Origin of the sequence: Collinsella sp. AM10-26 (assembly GCF_003472525.1) — a bacterium.
Lineage (GTDB): Bacteria > Actinomycetota > Coriobacteriia > Coriobacteriales > Coriobacteriaceae > Collinsella.
Genome location: NZ_QRMC01000006.1, coordinates 187,481 through 210,296, shown reverse-complemented (window position 1 = coordinate 210,296; position 22,816 = coordinate 187,481). Strand labels below are relative to the sequence as shown.

Here is a 22,816-nt window from a genome sequence, read left to right as displayed (position 1 = left end):
CGATATGGCACCGTGGGGACACATGTATGTCAATCCTGGTCTAACAGAGCCTTAAAAAATCATCGGTTGGTTCGCTCGCTCGAAAAGTAGTCAAAAAAGCCCCGTCCCAAAAAGACTGGTTATTGGGCGTTGACAGTTGGCGAGCCGTAGGTAAAATATCGACTTGTCCTGGGGACGTAGCTCAGTTGGGAGAGCGCTGCCGTCGCATGGCAGAGGCCGAGGGTTCGACTCCCTTCGTCTCCACCCTTGGATTTGATAAGCCGTCGACATTGTGTCGGCGGCTTTTTTTGAAAGAAAGGGCTGCACCATGGCCGAGCTTGAGTCCCAACCACTGTCTTCCGAGGAGCGCGCCGAGTTGGAAGAGCTCCGCGCCGAGAAGGCTCGTCGCGAGGCCCAGGAAGAGGCACGCCGCGAGCGTGAGGAGCTGGCCGCCCTGCGTGCCGAGCGTGCGAAGGCCGAGGAGGTCGCCGCGAGCGCCGCATCCGCGCCGGCGCCCGCGCCCGCACTCAAGCCCGCTGCTGCGAAGCCTGCACCTGCCGCGCCCAAACCTCAGCCTAATAAGGTCGTTCGTTCCAAGTCCGTCGAGCCCAAGCCGAGCCGTGACGAGATGACCTTTGCCCAGCGCATGGTTACCTCCAAGGAACCTACGGGCGAGAACGAGATCCCTGGCATGGCGCCGGCTCAAAAAATCATCATTGTCCTTGCCCTCATCGCGTTTGTCATCTTTATGGGCTACACGATCCTGACCAGCATGGGCCTGCTCTAACCGATTTGCATCGGGCGTCATGTCCGCATGCTCTGCTCTCGTCCAACCCTCAAATTCTGCACCACACATCCGAAAGGTCGCCCCATGGCTTTGACCGATATCTCTCATCCCACCGACATCGCAATGCTCACCGATCTGTACGAACTCACTATGGCCCAGGGCCTGTGGGAGAGCGGCAAGGCCAATGAGCAGGGTTGTTTTACCGCGTTTTACCGCGATCATCCCTTTGGCAGCGCCTATGCCGTCATGTGCGGCACCGCCGAACTGCCCGAGCTGGTCGAGAATCTGCGCTTTACGCCCGAGGACATCGACTACCTCGCCTCGCTCCAGGCCCCTGCCGGCGGCGCGATGTTCAAGCCTGGATTCCTCGACTACCTGCGCGATTTTCGTGCACATGTAAACATCGACGCCGTGCCCGAGGGCGAGCTCGTCTTTCCGCGCGAGCCCATGGTGCGCGTCACTGGCCCCGCGCTGGAGTGCCAGCTGCTCGAGACGGCGCTGCTCAACATCGTCGGATTTCAGACGCTTGTCGCCACCAAGACGGCGCGCGTGGTGCTCGCCGCCGACGGTCGCTCCGTGGCGGAGTTTGGCCTGCGCCGCGCCCAGGGTCCCGATGGCGGCCTTGCCGTCGCGCGTGCGAGCTACGTTGCCGGCTGCTCCTCTACGTCCAATGTGCTCGCCGGCCGCCGCTACGGTATTCCCGTCTTTGGCACGCATGCGCACAGCTGGGTGATGAGCTTCGATTCCGAGCTCGAGGCCTTCCGTGCCTTTGCCAAGTCGAGCCCCAAGAACTGTACGCTGCTTATCGACACCTATGACGTGCGCGAGGGCTGCGAGCATGCCATTACGGTTGCCAAGGAGATGGAGGCGGTGGGCGAGCGCCTGTCGGCTATTCGCATTGATTCGGGTGACCTTGCCAAGCTCTCCAAGTATGTTCGCGGCCGTTTTGATGCCGAGGGCCTGCCCTATGTGGGGATCTCGGTTTCTAACGATCTGGATGAGTACACGATTCAGTCGCTGCTCGACCAGGGCGCGCCCATCGACAGCTTTGGCGTGGGTACCAAGCTTGCGACCTGCTATGACCAGCCGGCGCTGGGTGGCGTGTACAAGCTTTCCGCCCGCCGTGCGAGCGAGGCAGATCCGTGGACGCCGGTGGTCAAGCTCTCCGAGCAGCCCTACAAGCGCACGATCCCGGGTGTGCAACGCGTGCGCCGCTATTACGACGGCTTTGGTGGCCCGGTCTGCGACATGATTTATGACGAGGACCATCTGGCAGGGGAGGGCGCCGCGCGCGGCAATACCCTCGTGGCCGTGAACGATGCCGCCCTGGTGACTGACGTGTCCGAACTTGAGTATCGCGAACTGCTGGTGCCGATCGTGCGCGATGGCAGTGCGGTGGCTCCGCGTGAGAGCATCCAGGACGCGCGCGAGCGCTGTGCTTGGGCGCTCGATCATCTGGATCCGGTCTACAAGCGCTTCCTGTATCCGCAGACCTACGTGGTGGGTATGGAACAGGGCCTGGCCCAGGTGCGCGACGAGCTCGTGCGCAAGAACATGGCCGCGGCTTCTGCCTTTCCCTGGGCAAAATGATTCGAAGGGGACGGAGGAAAACGGACTATTTTCCCGCTTGCTGGTTCGTCCGTTCGCTGAACATTCGATTGGTTTAACGTATGACGACTTCTTATAAAACGATGGTGGTAAAGATCGGTTCGTCCACGGTGGTGGGGGCCGACGGAAAGGTCAACCGTGCCTTTATCGGTGGACTTGCCGATCAGGCCGCAGCGCTGCGCAAGCTCGGCTGGCGTCTGGTCGTGGTGAGCTCGGGCGCTATCGCCTGTGGCTATCCCGTGTTGGGCTTCGACCGCAAGCCGGTCGGCGACCTGCCGAGCCTGCAGGCCTGCGCCTCGGCTGGTCAGTGCATCATCTCGTCGGCCTACGACGAGGAGTTTCATGCGCGCGACCTGCTCACCTCGCTCGTGCTGCTCACGCGCCACGACACGGCGCGCCGTACGTCCTACCTGCACGCGCGCGATGCCCTGCTGCGCCTAGTGGAGCTTGGCGTGGTGCCGGTCGTCAACGAGAACGATACCGTCACCGTCGATGAGATCAAGTTTGGCGACAATGACACGCTGGCGGCGCTTGTGAGCTGCCTGGTTTCTGCCGATCTGTGCGTGACGCTGTCCGACATCGACGGCCTCTACACCGCCAATCCGCATGAGGACCCGACGGCCGAGTTTGTCCCGGTCGTGCATAAGATCGATGCCAAGATTATCGCCTCGGCGGGCGATTCTTCCACATCGGTGGGCACGGGCGGCATGATTACCAAGATCCGCGCGAGCCGCATTCTGATGACGGCGGGCATTCAGAGCGTGATTTGCTCGGGAGAGGAGCCCGATGCGCTCGTGCGTCTCGCCCGCGGCGAGAGCGTGGGCACGCTGTTCGATCCGCCGGCGGAGCGTCTGGACATCGCACCCCGCAAGCTGTGGATCGCACTGGGTGACAAGGCACATGGCTCGGTGACGGTCGATGATGGTGCTGCGAAGGCGCTGGTCAGCCGTGGCTCTTCCCTGCTTGCGGTGGGTATTCGCGAGGTCGATGGCGCGTTTGCCGAGGGCGATGTGCTCGACGTGTGCGACCCGAGCGGCATGGTCGTCGCCCGCGGTATCGCCGAGGCCGATTCGGACGTGCTGGAGCTTGCAGCCGGCCGCCGCCAGGATCAGATTGTCAGCAACCGCCTGCTCGCAGACCTGGCCGAAAAGCCGGCGATACACAGGGATAACTTGATCGTATTTGCATAAAGAAAGACAGTGCTGTGGATCGTTTCCCGCAGGGCTGTCTTTTTCGTGCCGGCACTTGGGGACGTTCCTTTTGTGCCGGCACTTTGGGACGCTCCTTTGCTAGAAGATTCGACGCAGGTCTCCGCGGTTGAGGGCTTCGTCGAAGAGGTGCTTGAATACCACGCTGCCGTGCAGGCCGTCGTGCTCGAACTCGTTGGTCACCCAGGCGTGCGAGTTGCCCACGCGGCTGAGCGTGTCGAGCTGCATGCCCGAGTCCACGTACATGTCATCGAAGTATACCGCGGCCTGGAGCGGTACCTCGTTACAGGCCAGGCGCTGCGGGTCGTAGATCTTGTCCCAGCTGGTGTCCTCCATCAGCAGGTCCATCGCCGGCTTGAAGGGCTTAAGTTCGGGCATCTGCTCAAACATCCACGGGAACATGGCCTCGCCGGTAAACATGAGCGGGCGTGCGAGGGTGTCGAACTCGGCACGATGGGCTTTCTCTTCTGCTGCGGCCCAGCGAATGGGCATGGTGTCGCCGTCGGCGTAGATGAACTCCTGCAGTGTCCAGTACGGCGGGTTCGTGCGCGTATTGGTGCGCTCGAAAGCGCGCATCAAAAAGCTGTCGGATACCGAGGCGCCGCAGCTCAGCGTGCCGTCACCATCAACAAACGCGTGGTCGATAATCCAGTGCATGCGCTCAAAGCTCGGCTTCATGCCAAAGTCGCTGCCCATGAGCTGCAGGCGCTCGACCGTCATCGGCGAACCGTCGGGCAGTGCGGGCTTTTGCACCTCGATCGCATCGGCCAGCGCCGCCACGCGCTCGACATCGGCGGGGTAGCGGTCGTAATACTGCTGGGTCTTGGCCGCCATGCGCGGGAAAGTGTGCGCGTAGACCTCGCTGGCGCTCGCCGGCACGTGCGGAATGCCGCCGCAGGTAAAGCTTGCCGTCACGCCCTCCGGGAAGAGGGGCAAATAACTCAGCGTCAAAAATCCGCCGTAGCTCTGGCCGATCGTGACCCAGGGCTTGCCGCCAAAGCCCACCAGACGCAGGTACTCAAAATCGCGCACGATGGAGCTGGCGAGGTGACGCTTGAGAAAGTCTGCCTGCGAGCGGGCCGCATCGGCACCGGTTGCCTCCGCGCGCTCGCCCAGCGCGGCAATCGTGCGCCCGTCTACACAGCTGCTGCGTCCGGTACCGCGCTGGTCGGGCAGCACGACACGGAAATGCTTGACGGCCTCCTCGATCCAGCCGTCGCTGGTGGGCGACAGCGGACGCGGGCTCTCGCCGCCGGGGCCGCCCTGCAAAAACAGGAGCAGCGGCAGATCGTCGTTGATGCGGTCGGGTGCGCAAACCACGCGGTAGAAAAGCTTGATGCTCTCGGGCGCGCCGGCGATGGGCGCCGGCATGGCGCCGCGGCGCATAGTGCTGCCGACGGCCAAAAGCATTGGCTCAAGGCCGCGCCAGTCGAGAGGGACATCGATGCTGTGGTCCTCGACATACAGGCCGGGGACGTGGTACGAAGTGATGAGCGCCATGTAATGCTTCCATTCGTTGCGGTGTTTCGGGTTGACCAATTCTACCGCCGTCGGCGAGGATGCGCATAAATCGGCTACCATGGTTGGCAAACATCTAAGAGAAAGGGCCGTCCATGTCGGTCGATATAGCCACGTATGTCCACGATCTTGCCGTCGAGGCCAAGGCCGCTTCTGCCGCGCTTGCCACGGCGAGCGATGCCCAGCGCCAGGAGGCCGTGCGCGCCATGGCCGCGGCGCTGCGCGACGGTGTCGATTGCATCATTGCCGCCAACGAGCTCGATATGTCTGTCGCGCGCGATGCGGGCACCTCGGCCGGACTGCTCGACCGCCTGCTGTTGACGCGCGAGCGCGTTGACGGCATGGCCGCCGGCCTGGAGAAGCTCGCTGAGCTGCCCGATCCCGTGGGCCGCGTGCTCGACCATCGCGTGCTTGCAAGTGGTGTGGACCTTACGCGTGTGACTGTGCCGCTGGGTCTGGTTGCCATGGTCTACGAGGCACGTCCCAACGTGACGGCCGACGCCGCGGGCATCTGCATCCGCACCGGCAACGCCTGCATCCTGCGCGGCGGTTCGCTGGCGTATCACTCGTGCGCCATGATTGCCGAGCTGCTGGCCGATGCGCTTGAGGCCCAGGGTTTCCCGCGCGAAGCAGTGTCGATGATCGAGTCTACCGACCGCGAGGCCACCGGCGAGCTCATGAAGCTCCGCGGCATCGTCGATGTGCTCATTCCGCGTGGCGGTGCGGGCCTGATTCAGCGTTGTGTACGCGAGTCGCTCGTACCGGTGATCGAGACGGGCACGGGTAACTGTCACATCTACGTGCATGAATCCGCCGACTTTGATAAGGCGCTCAACATTATCGTCAACGCTAAGACGCAGCGCGTGGGCGTGTGCAATGCCGCCGAGTCGCTGCTGGTCGACCGCGCCGTGGCAGACACGTTTTTGCCCGCGGCTGTGGCTGTGCTGCACGACCACGGCGTGCTCATTCACGGCGACGAGGCCACGTGCGCCGCATGCGCCGACGCCGGTCTTGCCGAGGGCGACGACTACGTGGCCGCGACCGAGGAGGATTGGGGCCACGAGTATCTGGCGCTCGAGATGAGCGTGAAGGTCGTGGCGGACGAGGATGAGGCCATCGCGCACATCAACCGCTACGGCACCATGCATTCCGAGGCCATCATCGCCGAGGACGCGGACGCTTGCGAGCGCTTTTTGGATGAGATCGATGCCTCGGCCGTGTATGCCAATGCCAGTACGCGCTTCACCGACGGCGGCGAGTTTGGACTGGGCGCCGAGATCGGCATCTCGACCCAAAAGCTCCACGCCCGCGGCCCCTTTGCCGCCGAGGCCCTCACCACCTACAAATACAAGCTCCGCGGCACCGGCCAGGTCCGCCCCTAAACCTCTCGTAAGCAAAAACCACCACGAAGGGGACAGGCACCTTTGTGGTGGTTTTTGCTTCCTCGCGCATTCGTTCGTTGCTCAAGTGTATCTAAGCATATTTTCGTTAAGCAATAGATGGCATTTCGGCAGGTGGGCGGCATAATCGGTGAATAGATTCTCGCCGCTTTGCGTGCGTCGCGGGGTTATTTTTGACATGAGAGCAAGGAGATGCCCATGTCAAGAAAACCTCGGCAGAAATCGCAGATTGGCCTATATCACATTACGATGAGGGGCAACGGCAAACAGCTTCTATTTGAGGATGATGCAGACAGGAGGCGGCTGTTGTCGCTTGTCCGGTCGTCGTTATCGAGGTTCAACGTCAAACTTATTGCTTGGTGCCTGATGGGCAATCACGTGCATCTTGTCGCGAGCGATCCCGATGATAACGTAAGTGAGTCCATGCACCTTGTCATGTCTTGCTACGCAACATGGTATAACCGCCGGCATGGGCATGTCGGCCACGTTTTTCAGGATAGATTTTCGAGCACTCCCATTTCGAGCGAGGAACATCTTCTCGATGCTATTCGATACGTGCATTTCAATCCGCAAAAAGCCGGTATTTGTCCGTATGGCGAGTATCGATGGAGCAGCCATCTGGATTATGTTGAACGCGACCCAGCTATTGCGACGGTCGATTTGGCGTTTGTTCGCCTTGCGTTTCCGCGCGCTTGCGACTATCGGGCCTTTATGGACGCATCCGATGTCGTGGTTGTTCGTCCGTCAGCGGGTGGGCGCATCGATGAAGATGAAGCTTTAGATGTGGGAATATCGCTGATTCGCTCGTTTGGGCTGAGTGAGCTTTCCGATGTTAAAGCCCTCGATAAGGCCAAACGAAATGAGATTTTGGCTGCGATGCGGAGCGCCGGCCTTTCGATCCGTCAGATTCAGCGCCTGACGGGTGTAGGGGAGTGGTCGATTCGCAAGGCAGGTTAGCTCGTTCTGATGCAAACAAAAACCACCACAAAGGTGCCTGTCCCCTTTGTGGTGGTTTTAGTGTTAGGCCTGGAAGGTGTCGCGATCGGGAGCGAAGGACTGCATGGCTGCGATGGTGCGGTCAAAGAGCTCGGGGAGCTCCCAGCCCAGCATCTCGGCGCCCTGCGAAATCACGTCGCGCGAGCAGCCGGCGGCGAAGCGCTTGTCCTTGAACTTCTTCTTGAGCGACTTGGTCGTAAAGTCCATGACGCTCTTGCTCGGTCGCATGATGACGGCAGCTCCGATCAGGCCGGTAAGTTCGTCGCAGGCAAACAGGATCTTCTCCATCTGCAGCTCGGGCTTGGGCAGCGAAGTGTTGAAATCGGACGTGTGCGACTGAATGGCACGGATGAGCTCAGGAGAGGCACCTTCGCCTTCGAGGATCTCGGCAGCGTAGATGGTGTGGTTCATGGGGTCGTCCTCATGCTCCTCCCAATCCAGGTCGTGGAGCAGGCCGACGATGCCCCAGAACTCCTCGTTCTCGGGGTCGAACTCGCGCGCAAAGTAGCGCATGGTGCCCTCGACGGTTTCGCCATGGGTGATGTGGAACGGATCCTTGTTGTGCTCGTTGAGCAGTTCGAATGCGCGGTCGCGGGTGATTCCGGCGGTAAGCGACTCTGCCATAACAGACTCCTTGTGCTCGTGGGTATCGATAAGATTGAATACTACTAGAACAAGAAAACCACCACAAAGGTGCCTGTCCCCTTTGTGGTGGTTTTGGCGTGGGCAGGTTAGTTGAGGGCGGCTTGGGCTAGGCGGGCTTCGGCGGCCTCTTCGGTGACGCCCAGGGCCACGGCGAACTCCTCTATAGAGCGGCGCTTGGCCTCCTTGAGCACACGCATGTAGTAGGAACTGGGCTTTTTATCAGCTTCCTCGGCCTGGCGAATGCGGTGCATCATGGTTTTTGCCACGCGGACCGTCTCGGGCGCGCCCAGCTTGAGCTGCTGCTTAAAGTGCGTCTCCTCAAGCGAGCTGTTGCGCTCGGTAAAAGTGTCGCACTCCAGCTCGTCGTAGTGGCTCAGCAGGTGCTCGGCATCCTGATGAGAGATGGCGGCATGCAGACGGTCGGCTTGCGCCACGGGGTACATGAGGATCGTCTGCGCATGTCCCTGCTTGGTCTCGAGCAGCAACATGGGCTGCGGCGTGTCGTCCCTAAAACCGACGACGGTGCAGACTCCCTGGCCCGGATGAATGACGTGTTGACCGATTGAGAACATGCTACCTCCAGCTTATACGAATTTGCGTATGTCTAGAATACCACGCTGACGTGCGCAAACCATCGCTTTATGCAGGAAAAGCACACAATTCCGATAGGTAAGAGTATTCGATATTCCGAGCAGCTCATGCACGTGTTTATGCATTTTCGGCAGGTGCACAATCAGCAGGCAAACCGCCATCTTTGAGTGGCCCTGTGCGAGCCGTAGTCATTTTTGTGCATATGCAATATCGATTAACTTTACCCTGCGACAGTAGCTACCGCTTGTGATAGAGTGCTACAAACTCTGGCTTTTGCCCTACGAGTGACCAAGAGCTCGGGGGCTTTAACACAAGGAGGATCTATGCCCGAGAAGATTGAAGAGCTGGTACGCGCTGCGCTTGCTGCGGCCCAGGAGGCCGGCGACCTTTCCGCATTTGAACTTGACGATTGCGCTATCGAGCGACCGGCCGACACTTCTCATGGCGAGTGGACCTCCACCATGGCCCTGAAGTCCGCCAAGCTGGCTCACTGCGCCCCGCGCAAGATTGCCGAGGCCATCGTTGCCCATATGCCCGAGGACCCCGCGATTGAGAAGGTCGAGATCGCAGGCCCCGGCTTCATTAACTTCTACCTCTCCGTTGCCGTCAAGAACGCCATTTTTGGCGAGGCCCGCGAGAAGGGCATGGACTTCGCTAAGTCTAACGTCGGTGGTGGCCTGAAGACCCAGGTCGAGTTCGTCTCCGCCAACCCTGTCGGCCCCATGCACATCGGCCACGGCCGCTGGGCCGCTCTGGGCGACTCCCTTTGCCGCGTTATGGACCACGCCGGTTACGACATCCAGCGTGAGTTCTACATCAACGACCACGGTTCTCAGATGAACACCTTCGGCAACTCCATCAGCACGCGCTACATGCAGCTTGCCGACATCATCGCCAAGCAGGGCGTTGATATCGACGAGGCTCACAAACTGCTGATCGCCGACCGTGACGCCTTCGTTGCCGACGAGAACGACGAGCATCCCGAGACCCATCCGTATCAGGACAACTTTGCCGAGACCCTGGGCAAGGACTCCTACGGCGGCGACTACATCATCGATGAGGCTGCCGAGTTCTGGCGTACCGACGGCGACAAGTGGGTCGACGCCGATCCGCAGGAGCGCATGGAGAGCTTCCGTGAGCGCGGCTATGTGAAGATGGTCGACAACATGCGCGACCTCTGCCACGCCGTCAACTGCGACTTCGATCGTTGGTACTCCGAGCGCTCGCTGTATGTGAAGGACACCGAGGGCGAGACCGCCGGCACCTCTGCCGTCGATCGCGCTTTTGAGAAGCTCGACAAGATGGGCTACCTCTACACCAAGGACGGCGCCCTGTGGTTCCGTTCCACCGATCTGGGCGACGACAAAGACCGCGTCCTAATCAAGTCCGACGGCGAGTACACCTACTTCGCCTCCGACGTCGCCTATCACTGGGATAAGTTCCAGCGCGTCGATCACGTCATCGACATCTGGGGCGCCGACCACCACGGTTACATCGAGCGCGTCCGCTGCGTCTGCGACGCTCTCGGTTACCCCGGTAAGTTCGAGGTTCTGCTGGGCCAGCTCGTCAACCTGCTGCGCAACGGCAAGCCCGTCCGTATGTCTAAGCGTAAGGGTACCATGGTGACCCTGCAGGAGCTCGTCGATGAGGTCGGTTCCGATGCCGCTCGCTACACGCTCATCTCCAAGAGCTCCAATCAGATGGTCGACTTCGACATCGAGGCCGTTAAGAAGCGCGATAACTCCAACCCGGTCTATTACGTGCAGTATGCTCACGCCCGCGTGTGCTCCATCCTGCGCCGTGCCGCTGACGTTACGCCCGAGCAGGCTGACGAGATGGGCATGAAGGCCGTCGCCGCCAAGGCCATCGGTGAGAACGTCGATTACTCGCTGCTGACTGATCCGACCGAGCTCGCCCTTTCGCGTAAGCTCAACGAGCTCACCGACCTGATTGCCAGCTGCGCTCGTGATCGCGCCCCGTTCCGTCTGACGCATTTTGCCGAGGAGCTCGCCGGCGACTTCCACAGCTTCTACGCTGCTTGCCAGGTGCTGCCGAGCGAGGGCCGTCCCGTCGACCCCGAGCTTTCGCGTGCCCGTCTGGCCGCTTGCGACGCCGTTCGCGTGACGCTCGCCCTGGTGCTCACCCTCGTTGGCGTCTCCGCGCCCGAGCAGATGTAATCTGCGGTTCATTTGACCGTGTAGGTTCGGCTTTGCTGAGCCCTATAAGCCCGATCTCCATGCGGAGGTCGGGCTTTTTGCGTTTGGCGGGGCTTTTTGGCGTGTTGGAAAATGCTACAAAAAAGCAGCTATACCGCTTTACGGGGCTGAATCGCTGCCTGGCGACCATAGCGACAGCAGTGAAAATAAAACCGCAGGTAGACGGCTTGCCGAATATTAAAAATGCAGGGTATGGTTGGCTTGCGCCGTTCTTACACCGTAATCCGCCATAGTTTTGAAAACGACCCCTTGGGGACGGAGGAAAACGGATCATTTATGTCCCGGTGGAGAGCGGTACGAAACCGTCCGCCACGAATCGGGCTTATCTACTACGTTTAGTCGCATACCCCGAACCATGTCGAAAGGCGCGATATTTAAAACCGCAGGTAGCGGGATTGCGATTTTAGGAAGACCGAGGGAATGGTCAGGGGTCGCGGGCCAAACGTAGTAGATAGGCGTGATTCGTAGCGAGTCGATCCTGGGACTGACGATTCTGCTCCCGTGTCTCGTGGTCACCACGATCTTTGGGGGCTCGGCTGGCCTCTCCATATAAGTTGCAGTGGAATAGTTCCTGTTTGGGGCGGCTGCCGGATTTTTCAGGAGCGCTTTCACCGCAACTTAAGAGAGCTGGATTTCGCCGCCCGCGGCTTTGTAAAGAGTGCCCCTTTTGACTAGTCGTTTAAGAACGTCCCCAATGACTAAGTTGCAGGTGGCGGCGGTTGTGTTACACTAACACTGCGTAGTTGACGCAATCATCTCGATACAGATCAATGATGTCCGTCGTTTTGAACGGAACTAGACTGTTTAGCCGCCCTGAAGGTTTATGCAGGGAGCATGTGATCACAGGGCTTGAAAAGAAAGTTGAGCAAACACTGTGTCTGATCAACAGCAAGAAAACGAAATAACGACGACGCAGGCCGCTCCCGCTGCACCGGTTGCGTCGGGCCAGGTCGCGGCGCCCGCGCAAGCCTCGGCTCCTGAGACGCCTAAGGCTGCTTCGACGCCTACGCCTGCAGCGGCTGAGAAGGCCATGCCTGCAACTGGTGAGGAGGCTGCTCCGGCAAAGACCAAGCGCACGCGCCGCACGGCCAAGCCTGCCGCTGACGGCGAGGAGGTCACCAAGCCCAAGCGCCGTACCACGCGCACGACGCGCGTCAAGCGCACCGTTGCAACAGACTCCTCGGCGCCGATTTCCGATGAGGTCGCGCAAGCACGTGCGTTGGCGCAGATTAGCGAGGCTCAGGTGGTGCGTGCCCGCCGTCGTGCTGCCGAGCGCGAGGCCGCGGCTCTGACCGAGCTTGCAGCTCCGTCTGTGCCCGAGACGCCTGCCGCCACCGAGACCCCTGCCTCCGACCAGCCGACCGAGAAGCCGGCACCGCGCACACGCCGTCGCACGGCTGCTAAGGTCGAGCAGGTTGCCGAACAGGTAACCCCCGAGCTCACTGAGGCTTCGGTCCGTTCCGCGGCAGGGGAGGGCACATCGCCTGCTGAGCCTGCTGCGCCTGTCGAGGCCGGCGAAGTTCCCGTTGTCGATCCGGCTTTGCGCCCGCACCGTCGCGGTCGCAAGCCCAAGGCCTTCGTCGAGGCCGAGAAGGCCGCAGCCGCAGCCGCCGCCGCCGCTCGGGATGCTGCGGCGACCGCCGAGTCTGCAACCGCTGCCGACGCGCCCGTCCAGGATGCTACGACTTCCGAGGCCGCTCCCGCCGATGCCGAGCCCGCCGACGTCCGTCCCGGTCGCAGCCGTCGCACCGCTGCTAAGCGCACGTCCAAGGCTAAAGCCGCTAAGAAGGGCGCGTCCGAGGATTCCGCCGAGACGACCGCCGATGCATCGACTGATGTCGCCGAGCCTCAGGACGTCGAACAGCCTGCGTCCGAGAAACCCAAGCGCGGCCGTAAGAAGTCCGCCAGGGCCAAGGCCGCCGAGCAGCAGGCTGATGTCGAAGCGCAGGTCGATACCGGCGCCGAGGCCAATGACGCCGCCGCGGCCAATGTTGACACCGCCGCAACCGATGGCGCCGCGCCCGCCGAGGGCGAAGACGGCGCTCGCCCCAACCGTCGCCAGCACAAGCGCAACGACGAGCGCAACGAGCGCAAGGATGACCGCAACAACGACCGCCGCAACCGCCAGCGAGATCGCAAGCAGCGCAACAAGGAGCGTAATGCCGCTCCCACCGAGCCCACGCTTTCGCGCGAGGAACTCGCGGCCATGAAGGTCGCCGAGCTGCGCGAAAAGGCCAAGGAGTTCGAGATCGAGACGACTGGCAAGAAGAAGGCCGAGCTTGTCGAGGAGATCTACACCACTGCCGCGAAGGCCGAGGGCTTCCGCGACATCAAGGGCATTCTGCAGATTCGCCCGGACAGTTCCGGCATCATCCACGCCCATGGCTACATGAAGTCCAACGACGACGCCTTCGTGCCCGCCTACCTCATCCGCTCCGCGCGTCTGCGCACGGGCGATGTCATCGAGGGCTCGCTGCGTCCTTCGCGCGGCGGCGACAAGCGCGCCGGCCTCGCCAAGATCACGACCGTCAACGGTCTGGACCCCGAGCAGATTCGCAACCGTCCCAAGTTCGGCGACCTCACCCCGGTCTATCCCAACGAGCCGCTGCGCATGGAGCACGGCAAGGACTCCATTACCGGTCGCGCCATCGACATCGTGTCGCCGATCGGCAAGGGTCAGCGTGGCCTGATCGTGTCCCCGCCCAAGGCCGGCAAGACCACGATCCTCAAGAAGATCTGCCAGTCTATCTCGATTAACAACCCCGAGGTGCACCTCATCTGCCTGCTCGTCGACGAGCGCCCCGAAGAGGTCACCGATATGCAGCGTTCTATCAAGGGCGAGGTTGTGGCGTCGACCTTCGATATGCCCGCCGACAACCACACCCGCGTGGCCGAGCTCGTCATCGAGCGTGCCAAGCGCATTGTTGAGCTGGGCGGCGATGTTGTGGTGGTGCTCGACTCCATCACGCGTCTTGCCCGCGCCTACAACTTGGCGGCGCCCGCCTCAGGCCGCATCCTTTCGGGCGGCGTCGATTCGGCGGCACTGTATCCGCCCAAGCGCTTCCTGGGTGCAGCCCGTAATATCGAGAACGGTGGTTCGCTCACCATCCTGGCCTCTGCCCTCATCGACACCGGTTCCAAGATGGACGAGGTCATCTTTGAGGAGTTCAAGGGCACCGGCAACATGGAGCTTAAGCTCGACCGCGACCTGGCCGACCGCCGCATCTTCCCGGCTATCGACCCCGTTGCCTCCGGTACGCGTAACGAGGACCTGTTGGTCGACGAGCAGATGCGTCCGTTTGTCTTTGGCCTGCGTCGCATTCTTGCCGGCATGAACAACACCGAACGCGCAGCCGCGTCGTTCATCAAGGGTCTTAAGGGCACCAACACCAACCAGGAGTTCCTGGTGCGTTCGGCCAAAAAGCACAGTGACTACGAGCAGACGTTCTAGGTTGTCATCCACGCGCAGCGATAGTCATCAATGCGATAAAGGGTCGGGGCTTTGAGCCTCGGCCCTTTTCCATATCGCCGCTCCGCGCTTATTTTTAACCATAAGACAGGCAAGCAGCAGGTTTCCCGTTTCAATCCGACATTGTCGCTTGCAATCGACAGGGCGGTTTCGCATAATAGCTTTTAAGCTTCGCGACGGAAAACGCAGATGAAACGAACCATATACCGTTGCTTTGGGGCATAGCCCCGCTTCATCTTCTCTCGCGCAGCCAACTGAATGATGCGATTTGGGTGCTGGAAGATGGGGAGAGCTCATGGCTTCTTCTGATGCAACACAACGAGCAGTCCTTGCCGGACTTTCGTGCGGGATCGGCCTTGCCGCTCCCGTGGTTATGTATGCCGCGACGCTGCCGTTTTCGTCGGTGAACGAGACGGTCGTGGCGGGTGCGGTTCCCTTTGCCGTGGGCGCGGTGGCGGGCGTGGGTATCTATGCCGCCTCGCTGGGTATCTCCGAGTACCGTACGCAGCGTGAAGAGCGTCTGTTCCAGCCCGATGCCATGGGCGGTGCCGCCAATCTCAATCAGCATCAAAGCGAGTTCAAGACCGCCTCGATTCCAGCCCAGCAGCAGAATGCGACTCCTTATGCTGCCGCTTCTGCTTCTCAGACTCAGTCGGAGCAGTCTACCTCGGCATTCCTTTCCGGCCTGACCGGTGCGTTCCAGCGCCGTCATGCCGATGATGGTGTCCCTACCATCGCTCGAGCCGCAGATGCTATGGACGAGGCGGAGGCTTGGTCCATGATCGACAGTATACTCGACGACGATTCGCCGGTGAGCTGCGACCCTGCACGCTCGCGCGACGTCTATCAAGTCGCCATCGACGAGCTCACCAATGGCGGGCAGACTGGCTCCTTCAATCGCGATGACATCGCCGCCGCGGCACGTGCCGTGTCTGGCTCCCAGGCCGCCCCTGCGGGCAGCACGGCGGCTTTCGTGGCACTCGTTGCCAACGCCGCAGCAAATAACGCCTGCAGCGCCACCTCGGCGGACGTGAACGCTTCTGCCGATAATTCGTACGTTGATGAAGCCATGGCCGCGGATGAGGAGGCCGTTGCCGCCCGCCGTGCCGCCGAAAGCTCGCTTTGGGGCGCTCCTGCCCAGCAGCACGCGGCTGAGGCTGCGCCGTACAACGCAAACCTCGCCAGCATGCCTATCATCTCCGGTGCTGCGGGCATCGATCTCGATGACCTCGATGAGCCTGCAGCCATCACCGCATCGATTGATGCCCAAGATCGCATCGACACCGGCGACCTTCCGGACGCCTCGCTCGAGGTTGATGTCCCTATGGCCGACTACTCGGGCCACGAGAACATGTGGGCCGCCGCCACCGCGATTCTGGATGAGATCGACGAGCCTGCTCCTGTTGCGGCCCCCGCTCCCGTCGCTGCCCCTCAGCTTGCTGCCCCCGCCTATGTCGGCCGTCACAGCGCTGTGTTCCCCGAGGATACCGCCCGTATCTCGCGCGAGAGCATCGAGCGGGCCGAGGCTATTGCCGCCGGCATTATGGAAAATCGTCGTCACGAGCGCGTCAATCAGATCCTAGAAGAAGAGATCGAGCGCCTGCAGTCCTCTACTGCCAAGCGTACGGGCCGTGCCTATCTGAGCGTTATCGAGGGCGGTACCGCCAGCTTCGCGCCGCTCCGCGCGGAGGCATAACTTCTGCATGGTTAAGATCAATCGAAAATGGGCGGTCGTGACCTGCCTGATGGCACTCTTGATCTGGGGCAATTCGCTGGTTCCCGGCTCGGGGTCGGGCTCGCTGAGCCTGACGGTCATGGAAGCTATCCGCGGTTTCCTGCACGGCGTGGGACTTCCATATGCATGGGTGACCAACTTTGTTGTTCGCAAGTGCGCGCATTTTACCGAGTATATGGTGCTCGGCATCCTGGCAACGCATGCGTTTGATTTTGAGGGCCGGCGCACCTTTGACGTGCTGCTGCCCACGGCGGTGTTCCTGCTGCTGATTCCCTCGATCGACGAGACGATTCAACTCTTTGTGCCGGGACGCGCCGGCATGATCACCGATGTGATGATCGACTGCTGTGGAGCGGCAACGGGCGTTGTGCTCCGATATCTCTTACGGTCGCTGATGTGCGCCAAAAAGGCCGCCTAGGACGTATTGTTTGGTCCTAGGCGGCCTTTTTTATTTGGGGGTTTATATGAGGCGTGGTGGCGTTGTTCCGTAGGTCGGATTTGCCGGGCGTGCCACGCCCCGTGGGTGCGTCTGCTACTGAAGCGCCTGTGCGCCCAGGGCCAGGCAGCCCATAATGCCCTGCTTGCCCTCGAGGCTGTTGTTGACGATGTAGTTATCGATGTCGGCCATCTCGTGCGTGACGATGTAGCCGTTGAGCATCTCGGCGCACTTCTTGCGCGCGAGCGGCACGATGGGGGTGTGGTCGGCCACGCCGCCACCGATGACGATCTTCTGCGGCGCATAGCACAGGATGTAGGTCATGAGTGCCTGCGCCAGATAGCCGGCGAGCAGGTCCATGGCCTCCGGGTCATCGGCCATCTCTCCGGCGCTCTTGCCATTCCAGCGCTTTTTAACACCGGGGCCGGCGATGAGGCCCTCGAGGCAGCTGTCATGGAAGGGGCAGGCGCTGTGCTCGCCAATGGTGTCGCGCGGGTCGCGCGTGACCAGGATGTGACCGGCCTCGGGGTGCATCATGCCGTGCACAAGCTGGCCGCCCGAGAGCACACCGGCGCCCACGCCGGTGCCGATGGTCAGGTAGACCACATCGGTGAAGCCCTGAGCGCAACCAAAAGTGACCTCGCCCAGGCAGGCGACGTTGACGTCGGTATCGTAGCCGCAGGGGATATTGAGCTCGTTTTGGATGCTGCCCAGCAGGTCAAAGTAGCGCCATGCCGTCTTTGGGGTCTCTAGGATCTTGCCGTACTGCGGCGAAGCGGGGTTGACCGCGGTGGGGCCAAACGCGCCGATGCCCAACGCGGCGATGCCCTTGTTCGCAAACCACGCGTTGACGGCCTCGACGGTCTCCTGTGGAGTCGTGGTCGCGATCCGCTCGCGCTCTAGGACCGTACCGTCCGCATAGCCCGTGGCGCAGACCATCTTGGTGCCACCGGCCTCGAGCGCTCCGATAAGCTGCTGCTCTGCCATAATGTTCCTCTTTCTGGGACGAGTTGCTCCTTCTCTAAAGTATAACGCTCTAAACCATTTAAGAAAGCGCTATAAAAAGAAGCTTCGCAACGCGGCAGGCGGTGCGGCGCTTCTTTGGTTACTGTAGCCGCCCGTCCGTCCTTACCCGCGTGGCTCGATTTTATCACGCAGGGACTTGAGGTTTTCGAGTGCGGCGATAAGCGTTTCGTCGCGCTTGGCAAAGTGGAGGCGAATTAGATGGTTGACGGGCTCGCGGAAGAAGCTCGATCCGGGAACAGCGCCCACACCCACCTTAGACGCGAGGTCCTCGCAGAAGTCGAGGTCGCTGTCATAGCCAAACTCCGAGATATCCATCATCACGTAGTAGGCGCCCTGCGGCACGTTATGCTCAAGACCGATGCTGTCGAGTCCCCGGCAGAACAGGTCGCGCTTGGCGGTATAGAGGTCAAGGACCTCATCGTAATAGCTGTCGTCGAAGTTGAGGGCGGTGACGACGGCTTCCTGCAGGGGAGCGGCGGCACCCACGGTGAGGAAGTCGTGGACCTTCTTGATGCGCTCGGTGATCTGGGCTGGGGCAATGGTGTAGCCCAGACGCCAGCCGGTGATGGAGTACGTCTTAGACAGTGAGCTGCAGCTGATGGTGCGCTCAAACATGCCGGGCAGCGTGGCCATGTACACGTGCTCGTGGGGCGCGTAGACGATGTGCTCGTAGACTTCGTCGGTGATGCAGTAGGCGTCGTACTTTTTGCAGAGTTCGGCGATAAAGGTGAGCTCCTCGCGGGTAAAGACCTTGCCGCAGGGGTTGGACGGGTTGCACAGGACGATTGCTTTGGGATCGTTGTCGCGGAAGGCCGCCTCGAGGACCTCACGGTCGAAGTCAAAGGTGGGCGGGTTGAGCGGCACATAGATGGGCTCAGCCCCCGAGAGAATGGTGTCAGCGCTGTAGTTCTCGTAGAACGGCGAGAAGATTACGACCTTGTCGCTGGGGTTCGTGACCGTCATCATGGTGGCCATCATGGCCTCGGTGGAGCCGCAGGTGACCACGATATTCTCGTTGGGGTTGATCGGCATGCCCATAAAGTGCTCCTGCTTGGCGGCAAGCGCCTCGCGCATGGCCTGAGAGCCCCAGGTGATGGAGTACTGGTGGTAAAGCGGCTTGGGGTCGGTGGCGATGGTGCTAAGGCTATCGAGCAGCTGCGCCGGGGGATCAAAGTCGGGGAAGCCCTGCGAGAGATTGACGGCGCCGTACTTATTGGAGATGCGCGTCATGCGGCGGATGACGGAATCGGTAAACGTTGCCGTGCGGTTGGAGAGTTCTTTCATGCCGGTCCTTTCGAACTTCAGGGTGGGGCAAGTTTACTCCTATGAAACCGGTGGGATTTGCTTGAAATGGTCTCGAAATACTCTTTTCAAAATTCTTGAAAATTGGGGCTTGCATCGCGTGGCGTTCCTTGCAATAATAGTCGAGCGCGAAGCGCACAGGACACGGTGGGTGTAGCTCAGTTGGCTAGAGCGACGGGTTGTGGTCCCGTAGGTCGAGGGTTCGAGTCCCTTTACCCACCCCAGTTCTTGCTTCGTGTTGATATCGGGTCGTTAGCTCAGTTGGTAGAGCAGGGGACTCTTAATCCCAAGGTCCAGGGTTCGACCCCCTGACGGCCCACCACACGATATCTCCTCTAAAGTCCGCCACAACGGACTTATCTTTGGGTCGTTAGCTCAGTTGGTAGAGCAGGGGACTCTTAATCCCAAGGTCCAGGGTTCGACCCCCTGACGGCCCACCAAAGCAAGTTAAGACGGTCAACTTCGGTTGGCCGTCTTTTTTGTTGACCTCGCATGGGGTCGAACCCGAAAGGACACAGCCCCTTTCACAGATCGAGTCTACCCTGGGGATCGGTAAAACCGGCGCGTCTGCACGGCGAAGTACGCCTGTGCGAGCGCGATTTCTTGCTTGTTTGAATCTCCGTTCTGGGCGATTAAATAGCATGCATAGCGCGTAAGTTTGTAGTCTTTAACCGCGCGAGCGGCGACACCGGCAGTTACCATTTTCGTGGTGTCACGAAAATGGGAATCAACTGGAGTTTTGTTTGTTTCGCACGAGACTTTTGCCCTCTTAACAACTAAGGCAAAGTTCTCCCATCGAGTGTACCCCATGGGTTCCATTAAATCGCGTGCGAGCCAATACTCAACGTCGTCTTCCACATTGGCGTAGCTATCAAGTTCGACACGCCACTTCTCGATATCTCTACTGTCCATATCTCCTCCTCGCTGGTCTATTGTCTATGCGGGCTTTGTCCGCTCTGTATTCAGAATAAGATACGCTGCCGTGCGGACACGAATGGGCCCCGTGACACTTTGAGCTCACGGGGCCTATAGATATCGATTAACTGTGCTCTGTTTTAGATTGGTGTTCGACTTAGTCCGCTCGATAATGGGAACCGAGACTTTCGGTTCGGTTGCGCATGGCTTTGACCATTTCTTTTGCTAGCTGAATCTGCGAGTCCAGGCGGGCAAGGGCTGCGACTTGGCTGTCATGAGCGTTTTGCATGCTCAGAGTCGTTGCTTCCGTCTCTAGGCTCTCAATCTCCTGTAGTGCTGTGGAGAGGCCCCTTTCGGTGCGGTTGATCATGCAGTAGGTGCTCATTGTGTGTTTGAGGCTGCGGGTCAGGTGCTCGGCGTCTGTTGTGGCAATGCCGTACTGGGGGAGGGCGATATCCGCCTTAGGGGCCTCCTCAAGTGCATTCTGTGCTGCTTGGGCTGCCGATGCGCCCGCGATCCGCCCAAACACGATGCCGTTGGCGCTTGACAGGCCACCAATACGATCGGCGCCGTGCATGCCGCCTGTTGCCTCGCCACAGGCGTAGAGGCCCTCAACGCCCGTGTACGCGGTTTTGTTGATCCTGATGCCGCCGTTGGCGGCGTGGGCATACATCGCCACGCGCATCTCGTCGCTCGGCGCGATACCGTGCTCGTCTTGTAGCCAGGTGGCAAAGGTCTGCACAAACTCGGGGACGTCCTCGCGGGGGAAGTCGTAGTGGAGCGCCAAGCCCCCTGCACCTGCCTGATCTATGACGAGGTCGATGGCGCGGGAGGCTAAGCGCGAGGTGAAAGGGCCATATCCGGAGCGCTGCTCAAGCAGACCGTCCAGCTTGCCGTCGGCAATATCGACCGGCTGGTCTACATGTACGTAACGCCAAGTTTTCTCGTTAAAGACAAGGTTGCGCTTAGGTTCAATGAAGCCGGGCATCATCTGCATGAACTCTATATTAGTAAGGGACGCACCGTGCGCCAGCGCGATTCCCTGTGATGAGCTGAGCACGTCGGCGGAAGTGAGGCTGCGTTCGAATAGGCCGCCCGTGCCGCCCGCAGCGATGATAATGGCCTTGGCTGCGATAGGCACGAGATGCTCGCTTGCGCGGTCGTAGAGCACGGCGCCGGTAATCTTCCCGGTTGTGTCCTCAACAAGGTCGATAAGCTCATGGCGGGGGAGCAGGCGAATGCCGAGCGACTCGATCCGGTTCGTCAGAGCGTTCTCAAGGGGCTTGCGGGTGAGGCCGCGCCACATGCGCGTCTTGTGGTCAAAGCAGGGGATAAACTGCTTTTGCTGAGCGCTCTTAGCGCTTTGCGGACGCTGAAGCTCAACGCCCAGGTCTTGCTCGAGCCATTCAATTGCCTTAGGAATGCAGTGGACGAACGTTTGGACGAGCGTAGGGTCGGCGACGCCGCCGCCCACGGTCTGGATGGTGTTGATGAGGTCCTGTTCGTCGTCTTCGTCGACGGGGCCAATAAGACCAAGGCCCCAGGTGCCCGGGAAGAAGCTCGATCCGCTCATGGTCTTGCCGGCGCTTGCGACGGCAACGGTCGCGCCCGCGCTCGCCGCTTCGATGGCGGCACAAAGGCCCGCAATGCCAGATCCAATTACCAGTACATCAGTCGATTCCATCGGATTCCTTTCTCGTCCGGCGCATTGTCGCATGGGTGATCGGCAATGGGGCCGCAAAGACTTGGCAAATCGGTAAAGGGCAAATATGGCAGGTGGGCGTCATGGGCGCGTGACGGTTCTGTCTCGCTGCAACTCATATTCTCCTCCAGCTGATATATCGGTAGTAGATGGTCTTGCGACGGGGTAGCTAAAATAGCCCCGTCCCAAATTAGCTACCCCTCTGGAAGAAAAAAGAGCCGCTACCCGGGTGGGTAGCGGCTCCAAAGCTCAACTATATGAGCATCGCGCGGGCGCGATTAGGCCTTGAGGGCCTCCTCGACGGCGACAGCGCAGGCGACGGTGGCACCGACCATGGGGTTGTTGCCCATGCCGATGAGACCCATCATGTCAACGTGCGCAGGCACGGAGGAAGAACCGGCGAACTGGGCGTCGGAGTGCATACGGCCCATGGTGTCGGTCATGCCGTAAGAGGCAGGGCCGGCGCCCATATTGTCCGGGTGCAGGGTACGGCCAGTGCCGCCACCAGAAGCGACGGAGAAGTACTTCTTGCCAGCCTCGATGCGCTCCTTCTTGTAGGTGCCAGCGACGGGGTGCTGGAAGCGCGTGGGGTTGGTGGAGTTACCGGTGATCGAGATATCGACGTTCTCGTGCCACATGATGGCAACGCCCTCACGGACGTCGTCGGAGCCGTAGCAGTTAACGGCAGCGCGGGGACCATCGGAGTAGGGGATGGTCTCGACGACCTTGAGCTCGCCCGTGTAGTAGTCGAACTGGGTCTTCACATAGGTGAAGCCGTTGATGCGGGCGATGATCTGGGCGGCGTCCTTGCCCAGACCGTTCAGGATAACGCGCAGCGGCTTCTTACGAGCCTTGTTGGCGTTCAGAGCCAGGCCGATGGCGCCCTCAGCGGCAGCGAAGGACTCGTGGCCAGCCAGGAAGGCGAAGCACTCGGTGTCGTCGGAGAGCAGCATAGCGCCCAGGTTGCCGTGGCCCAGACCGACCTTGCGGTCCTCGGCGACGGAGCCGGGAACGGTGAAGGCCTGGATGCCCTCGCCGATGATGGCGGCAGCCTCAGAAGCGGACTTGGCGCCACGCTTGACAGCGAGAGCGCAACCGAGGGTGTAAGCCCACTCGGCGTTCTGGAAGGCGATGGACTGGGTGTTGTTGACGATCTCACGCGGGTTGAAGCCCTTGTCGGTGCAGATCTGCAGAGCTTCCTCGAGGGAGGCGATGCCGTTGTCGGCGAGGCACTTGTTGATCTTGTCAGCGCGGCGCTCGTAACCTTCGAACGTAACAGTCAT

The 22,816-nt window shown here is 60.8% G+C and carries 17 protein-coding genes and 4 tRNA genes; 13 read left to right on the top strand and 8 right to left on the bottom strand.

The features are described from left to right. Nucleotides 1-170 precede the first annotated feature (170 nt). The 4 genes from DW123_RS07250 to proB all read left to right on the top strand — a co-directional run bounded on the left by DW123_RS07250 (nucleotide 171) and on the right by proB (nucleotide 3,564). A tRNA-Ala gene (locus tag DW123_RS07250) sits at nucleotides 171-243 on the top strand. Nucleotides 244-307: 64 nt separating this feature from the next. After that, nucleotides 308-766 (top strand): hypothetical protein, encoded by a 459-nt coding sequence (locus tag DW123_RS07245; protein WP_117763105.1) that lies wholly within the window; start codon nucleotides 308-310, stop codon nucleotides 764-766. An 84-nt stretch (nucleotides 767-850) separates the two neighbouring features. After that, a complete protein-coding gene (locus DW123_RS07240; RefSeq protein ID WP_118273681.1) occupies nucleotides 851-2,356 on the top strand; it encodes a nicotinate phosphoribosyltransferase in 1,506 nt (501 codons plus the stop codon). Nucleotides 2,357-2,436: 80 nt separating this feature from the next. Continuing rightward, nucleotides 2,437-3,564, top strand: a complete 1,128-nt coding sequence (proB, locus tag DW123_RS07235) for a glutamate 5-kinase (RefSeq protein ID WP_117743972.1) — start codon at nucleotides 2,437-2,439, stop codon at nucleotides 3,562-3,564. 99 nt (nucleotides 3,565-3,663) lie between these two features. Here proB and DW123_RS07230 read toward each other — a convergent pair whose 3' ends face one another. Then, nucleotides 3,664-5,082, bottom strand: a complete 1,419-nt coding sequence (locus DW123_RS07230; protein ID WP_118291505.1) for an alpha/beta fold hydrolase — start codon at nucleotides 5,080-5,082, stop codon at nucleotides 3,664-3,666. 113 nt (nucleotides 5,083-5,195) lie between these two features. On the opposite strand from DW123_RS07230, the gene DW123_RS07225 reads away from it, so the two are divergent. Together DW123_RS07225 and DW123_RS07220 are read left to right on the top strand one after the other, a co-directional pair. Further along, complete coding sequence (locus DW123_RS07225; RefSeq protein ID WP_117798748.1) at nucleotides 5,196-6,482, top strand: glutamate-5-semialdehyde dehydrogenase; 1,287 nt, start codon at nucleotides 5,196-5,198, stop codon at nucleotides 6,480-6,482. A 216-nt stretch (nucleotides 6,483-6,698) separates the two neighbouring features. After that, nucleotides 6,699-7,457: a transposase gene (locus tag DW123_RS07220; protein WP_158570746.1), complete on the top strand. Its 759-nt coding sequence runs from the start codon at nucleotides 6,699-6,701 to the stop codon at nucleotides 7,455-7,457. A 63-nt stretch (nucleotides 7,458-7,520) separates the two neighbouring features. Here DW123_RS07220 and DW123_RS07215 read toward each other — a convergent pair whose 3' ends face one another. After that, complete coding sequence (locus DW123_RS07215) at nucleotides 7,521-8,120, bottom strand: HD domain-containing protein (RefSeq protein ID WP_117743969.1); 600 nt, start codon at nucleotides 8,118-8,120, stop codon at nucleotides 7,521-7,523. Nucleotides 8,121-8,227: 107 nt separating this feature from the next. Then, nucleotides 8,228-8,713, bottom strand: a complete 486-nt coding sequence (locus DW123_RS07210; protein ID WP_118273678.1) for a CarD family transcriptional regulator — start codon at nucleotides 8,711-8,713, stop codon at nucleotides 8,228-8,230. Nucleotides 8,714-9,055: 342 nt separating this feature from the next. On the opposite strand from DW123_RS07210, the gene argS reads away from it, so the two are divergent. The 4 genes from argS (at nucleotide 9,056) to DW123_RS07190 (ending at nucleotide 16,570) form a co-directional block, all read left to right on the top strand. Next, nucleotides 9,056-10,909, top strand: coding sequence for an arginine--tRNA ligase (gene argS, locus DW123_RS07205; protein ID WP_117655689.1), 1,854 nt, complete (start codon nucleotides 9,056-9,058; stop codon nucleotides 10,907-10,909). Nucleotides 10,910-11,978: 1,069 nt separating this feature from the next. Further along, nucleotides 11,979-14,399 (top strand): transcription termination factor Rho, encoded by a 2,421-nt coding sequence (gene rho, locus DW123_RS07200; RefSeq protein ID WP_118273685.1) that lies wholly within the window; start codon nucleotides 11,979-11,981, stop codon nucleotides 14,397-14,399. Nucleotides 14,400-14,712: 313 nt separating this feature from the next. Then, nucleotides 14,713-16,113, top strand: coding sequence for a hypothetical protein (locus DW123_RS07195; RefSeq protein ID WP_118273677.1), 1,401 nt, complete (start codon nucleotides 14,713-14,715; stop codon nucleotides 16,111-16,113). Nucleotides 16,114-16,120: 7 nt separating this feature from the next. Continuing rightward, nucleotides 16,121-16,570, top strand: a complete 450-nt coding sequence (locus DW123_RS07190; protein ID WP_117735610.1) for a VanZ family protein — start codon at nucleotides 16,121-16,123, stop codon at nucleotides 16,568-16,570. Nucleotides 16,571-16,684: 114 nt separating this feature from the next. Here DW123_RS07190 and DW123_RS07185 read toward each other — a convergent pair whose 3' ends face one another. Both DW123_RS07185 and DW123_RS07180 read right to left on the bottom strand, forming a co-directional pair. Then, a complete protein-coding gene (locus DW123_RS07185; protein WP_118273676.1) occupies nucleotides 16,685-17,575 on the bottom strand; it encodes an ROK family protein in 891 nt (296 codons plus the stop codon). A 141-nt stretch (nucleotides 17,576-17,716) separates the two neighbouring features. Beyond that, complete coding sequence (locus DW123_RS07180; RefSeq protein WP_118273675.1) at nucleotides 17,717-18,898, bottom strand: pyridoxal phosphate-dependent aminotransferase; 1,182 nt, start codon at nucleotides 18,896-18,898, stop codon at nucleotides 17,717-17,719. Nucleotides 18,899-19,063: 165 nt separating this feature from the next. Here DW123_RS07180 and DW123_RS07175 point away from each other — a divergent pair. The 3 genes from DW123_RS07175 to DW123_RS07165 all read left to right on the top strand — a co-directional run bounded on the left by DW123_RS07175 (nucleotide 19,064) and on the right by DW123_RS07165 (nucleotide 19,356). Beyond that, nucleotides 19,064-19,140: transfer RNA gene (locus DW123_RS07175), tRNA-His, on the top strand. 22 nt (nucleotides 19,141-19,162) lie between these two features. Beyond that, nucleotides 19,163-19,238 (top strand) — tRNA-Lys (locus DW123_RS07170). Nucleotides 19,239-19,280: 42 nt separating this feature from the next. Further along, nucleotides 19,281-19,356 (top strand) — tRNA-Lys (locus tag DW123_RS07165). Nucleotides 19,357-19,453: 97 nt separating this feature from the next. On the opposite strand, the gene DW123_RS07160 is transcribed toward DW123_RS07165, so the two are convergent. From DW123_RS07160 to DW123_RS07150, 3 genes are all read right to left on the bottom strand, one after another. Beyond that, nucleotides 19,454-19,828 carry a BRO family protein gene (locus tag DW123_RS07160; RefSeq protein ID WP_117743576.1) on the bottom strand — a complete coding sequence of 125 codons (375 nt, stop codon included), beginning with the start codon at nucleotides 19,826-19,828 and terminating at the stop codon, nucleotides 19,454-19,456. 160 nt (nucleotides 19,829-19,988) lie between these two features. Next, nucleotides 19,989-21,515, bottom strand: a complete 1,527-nt coding sequence (locus tag DW123_RS07155; protein ID WP_118273674.1) for an FAD-dependent oxidoreductase — start codon at nucleotides 21,513-21,515, stop codon at nucleotides 19,989-19,991. Between the two features lie 296 nt (nucleotides 21,516-21,811). Continuing rightward, nucleotides 21,812-22,816: a GGGtGRT protein gene (locus DW123_RS07150; protein ID WP_117640944.1), complete on the bottom strand. Its 1,005-nt coding sequence runs from the start codon at nucleotides 22,814-22,816 to the stop codon at nucleotides 21,812-21,814.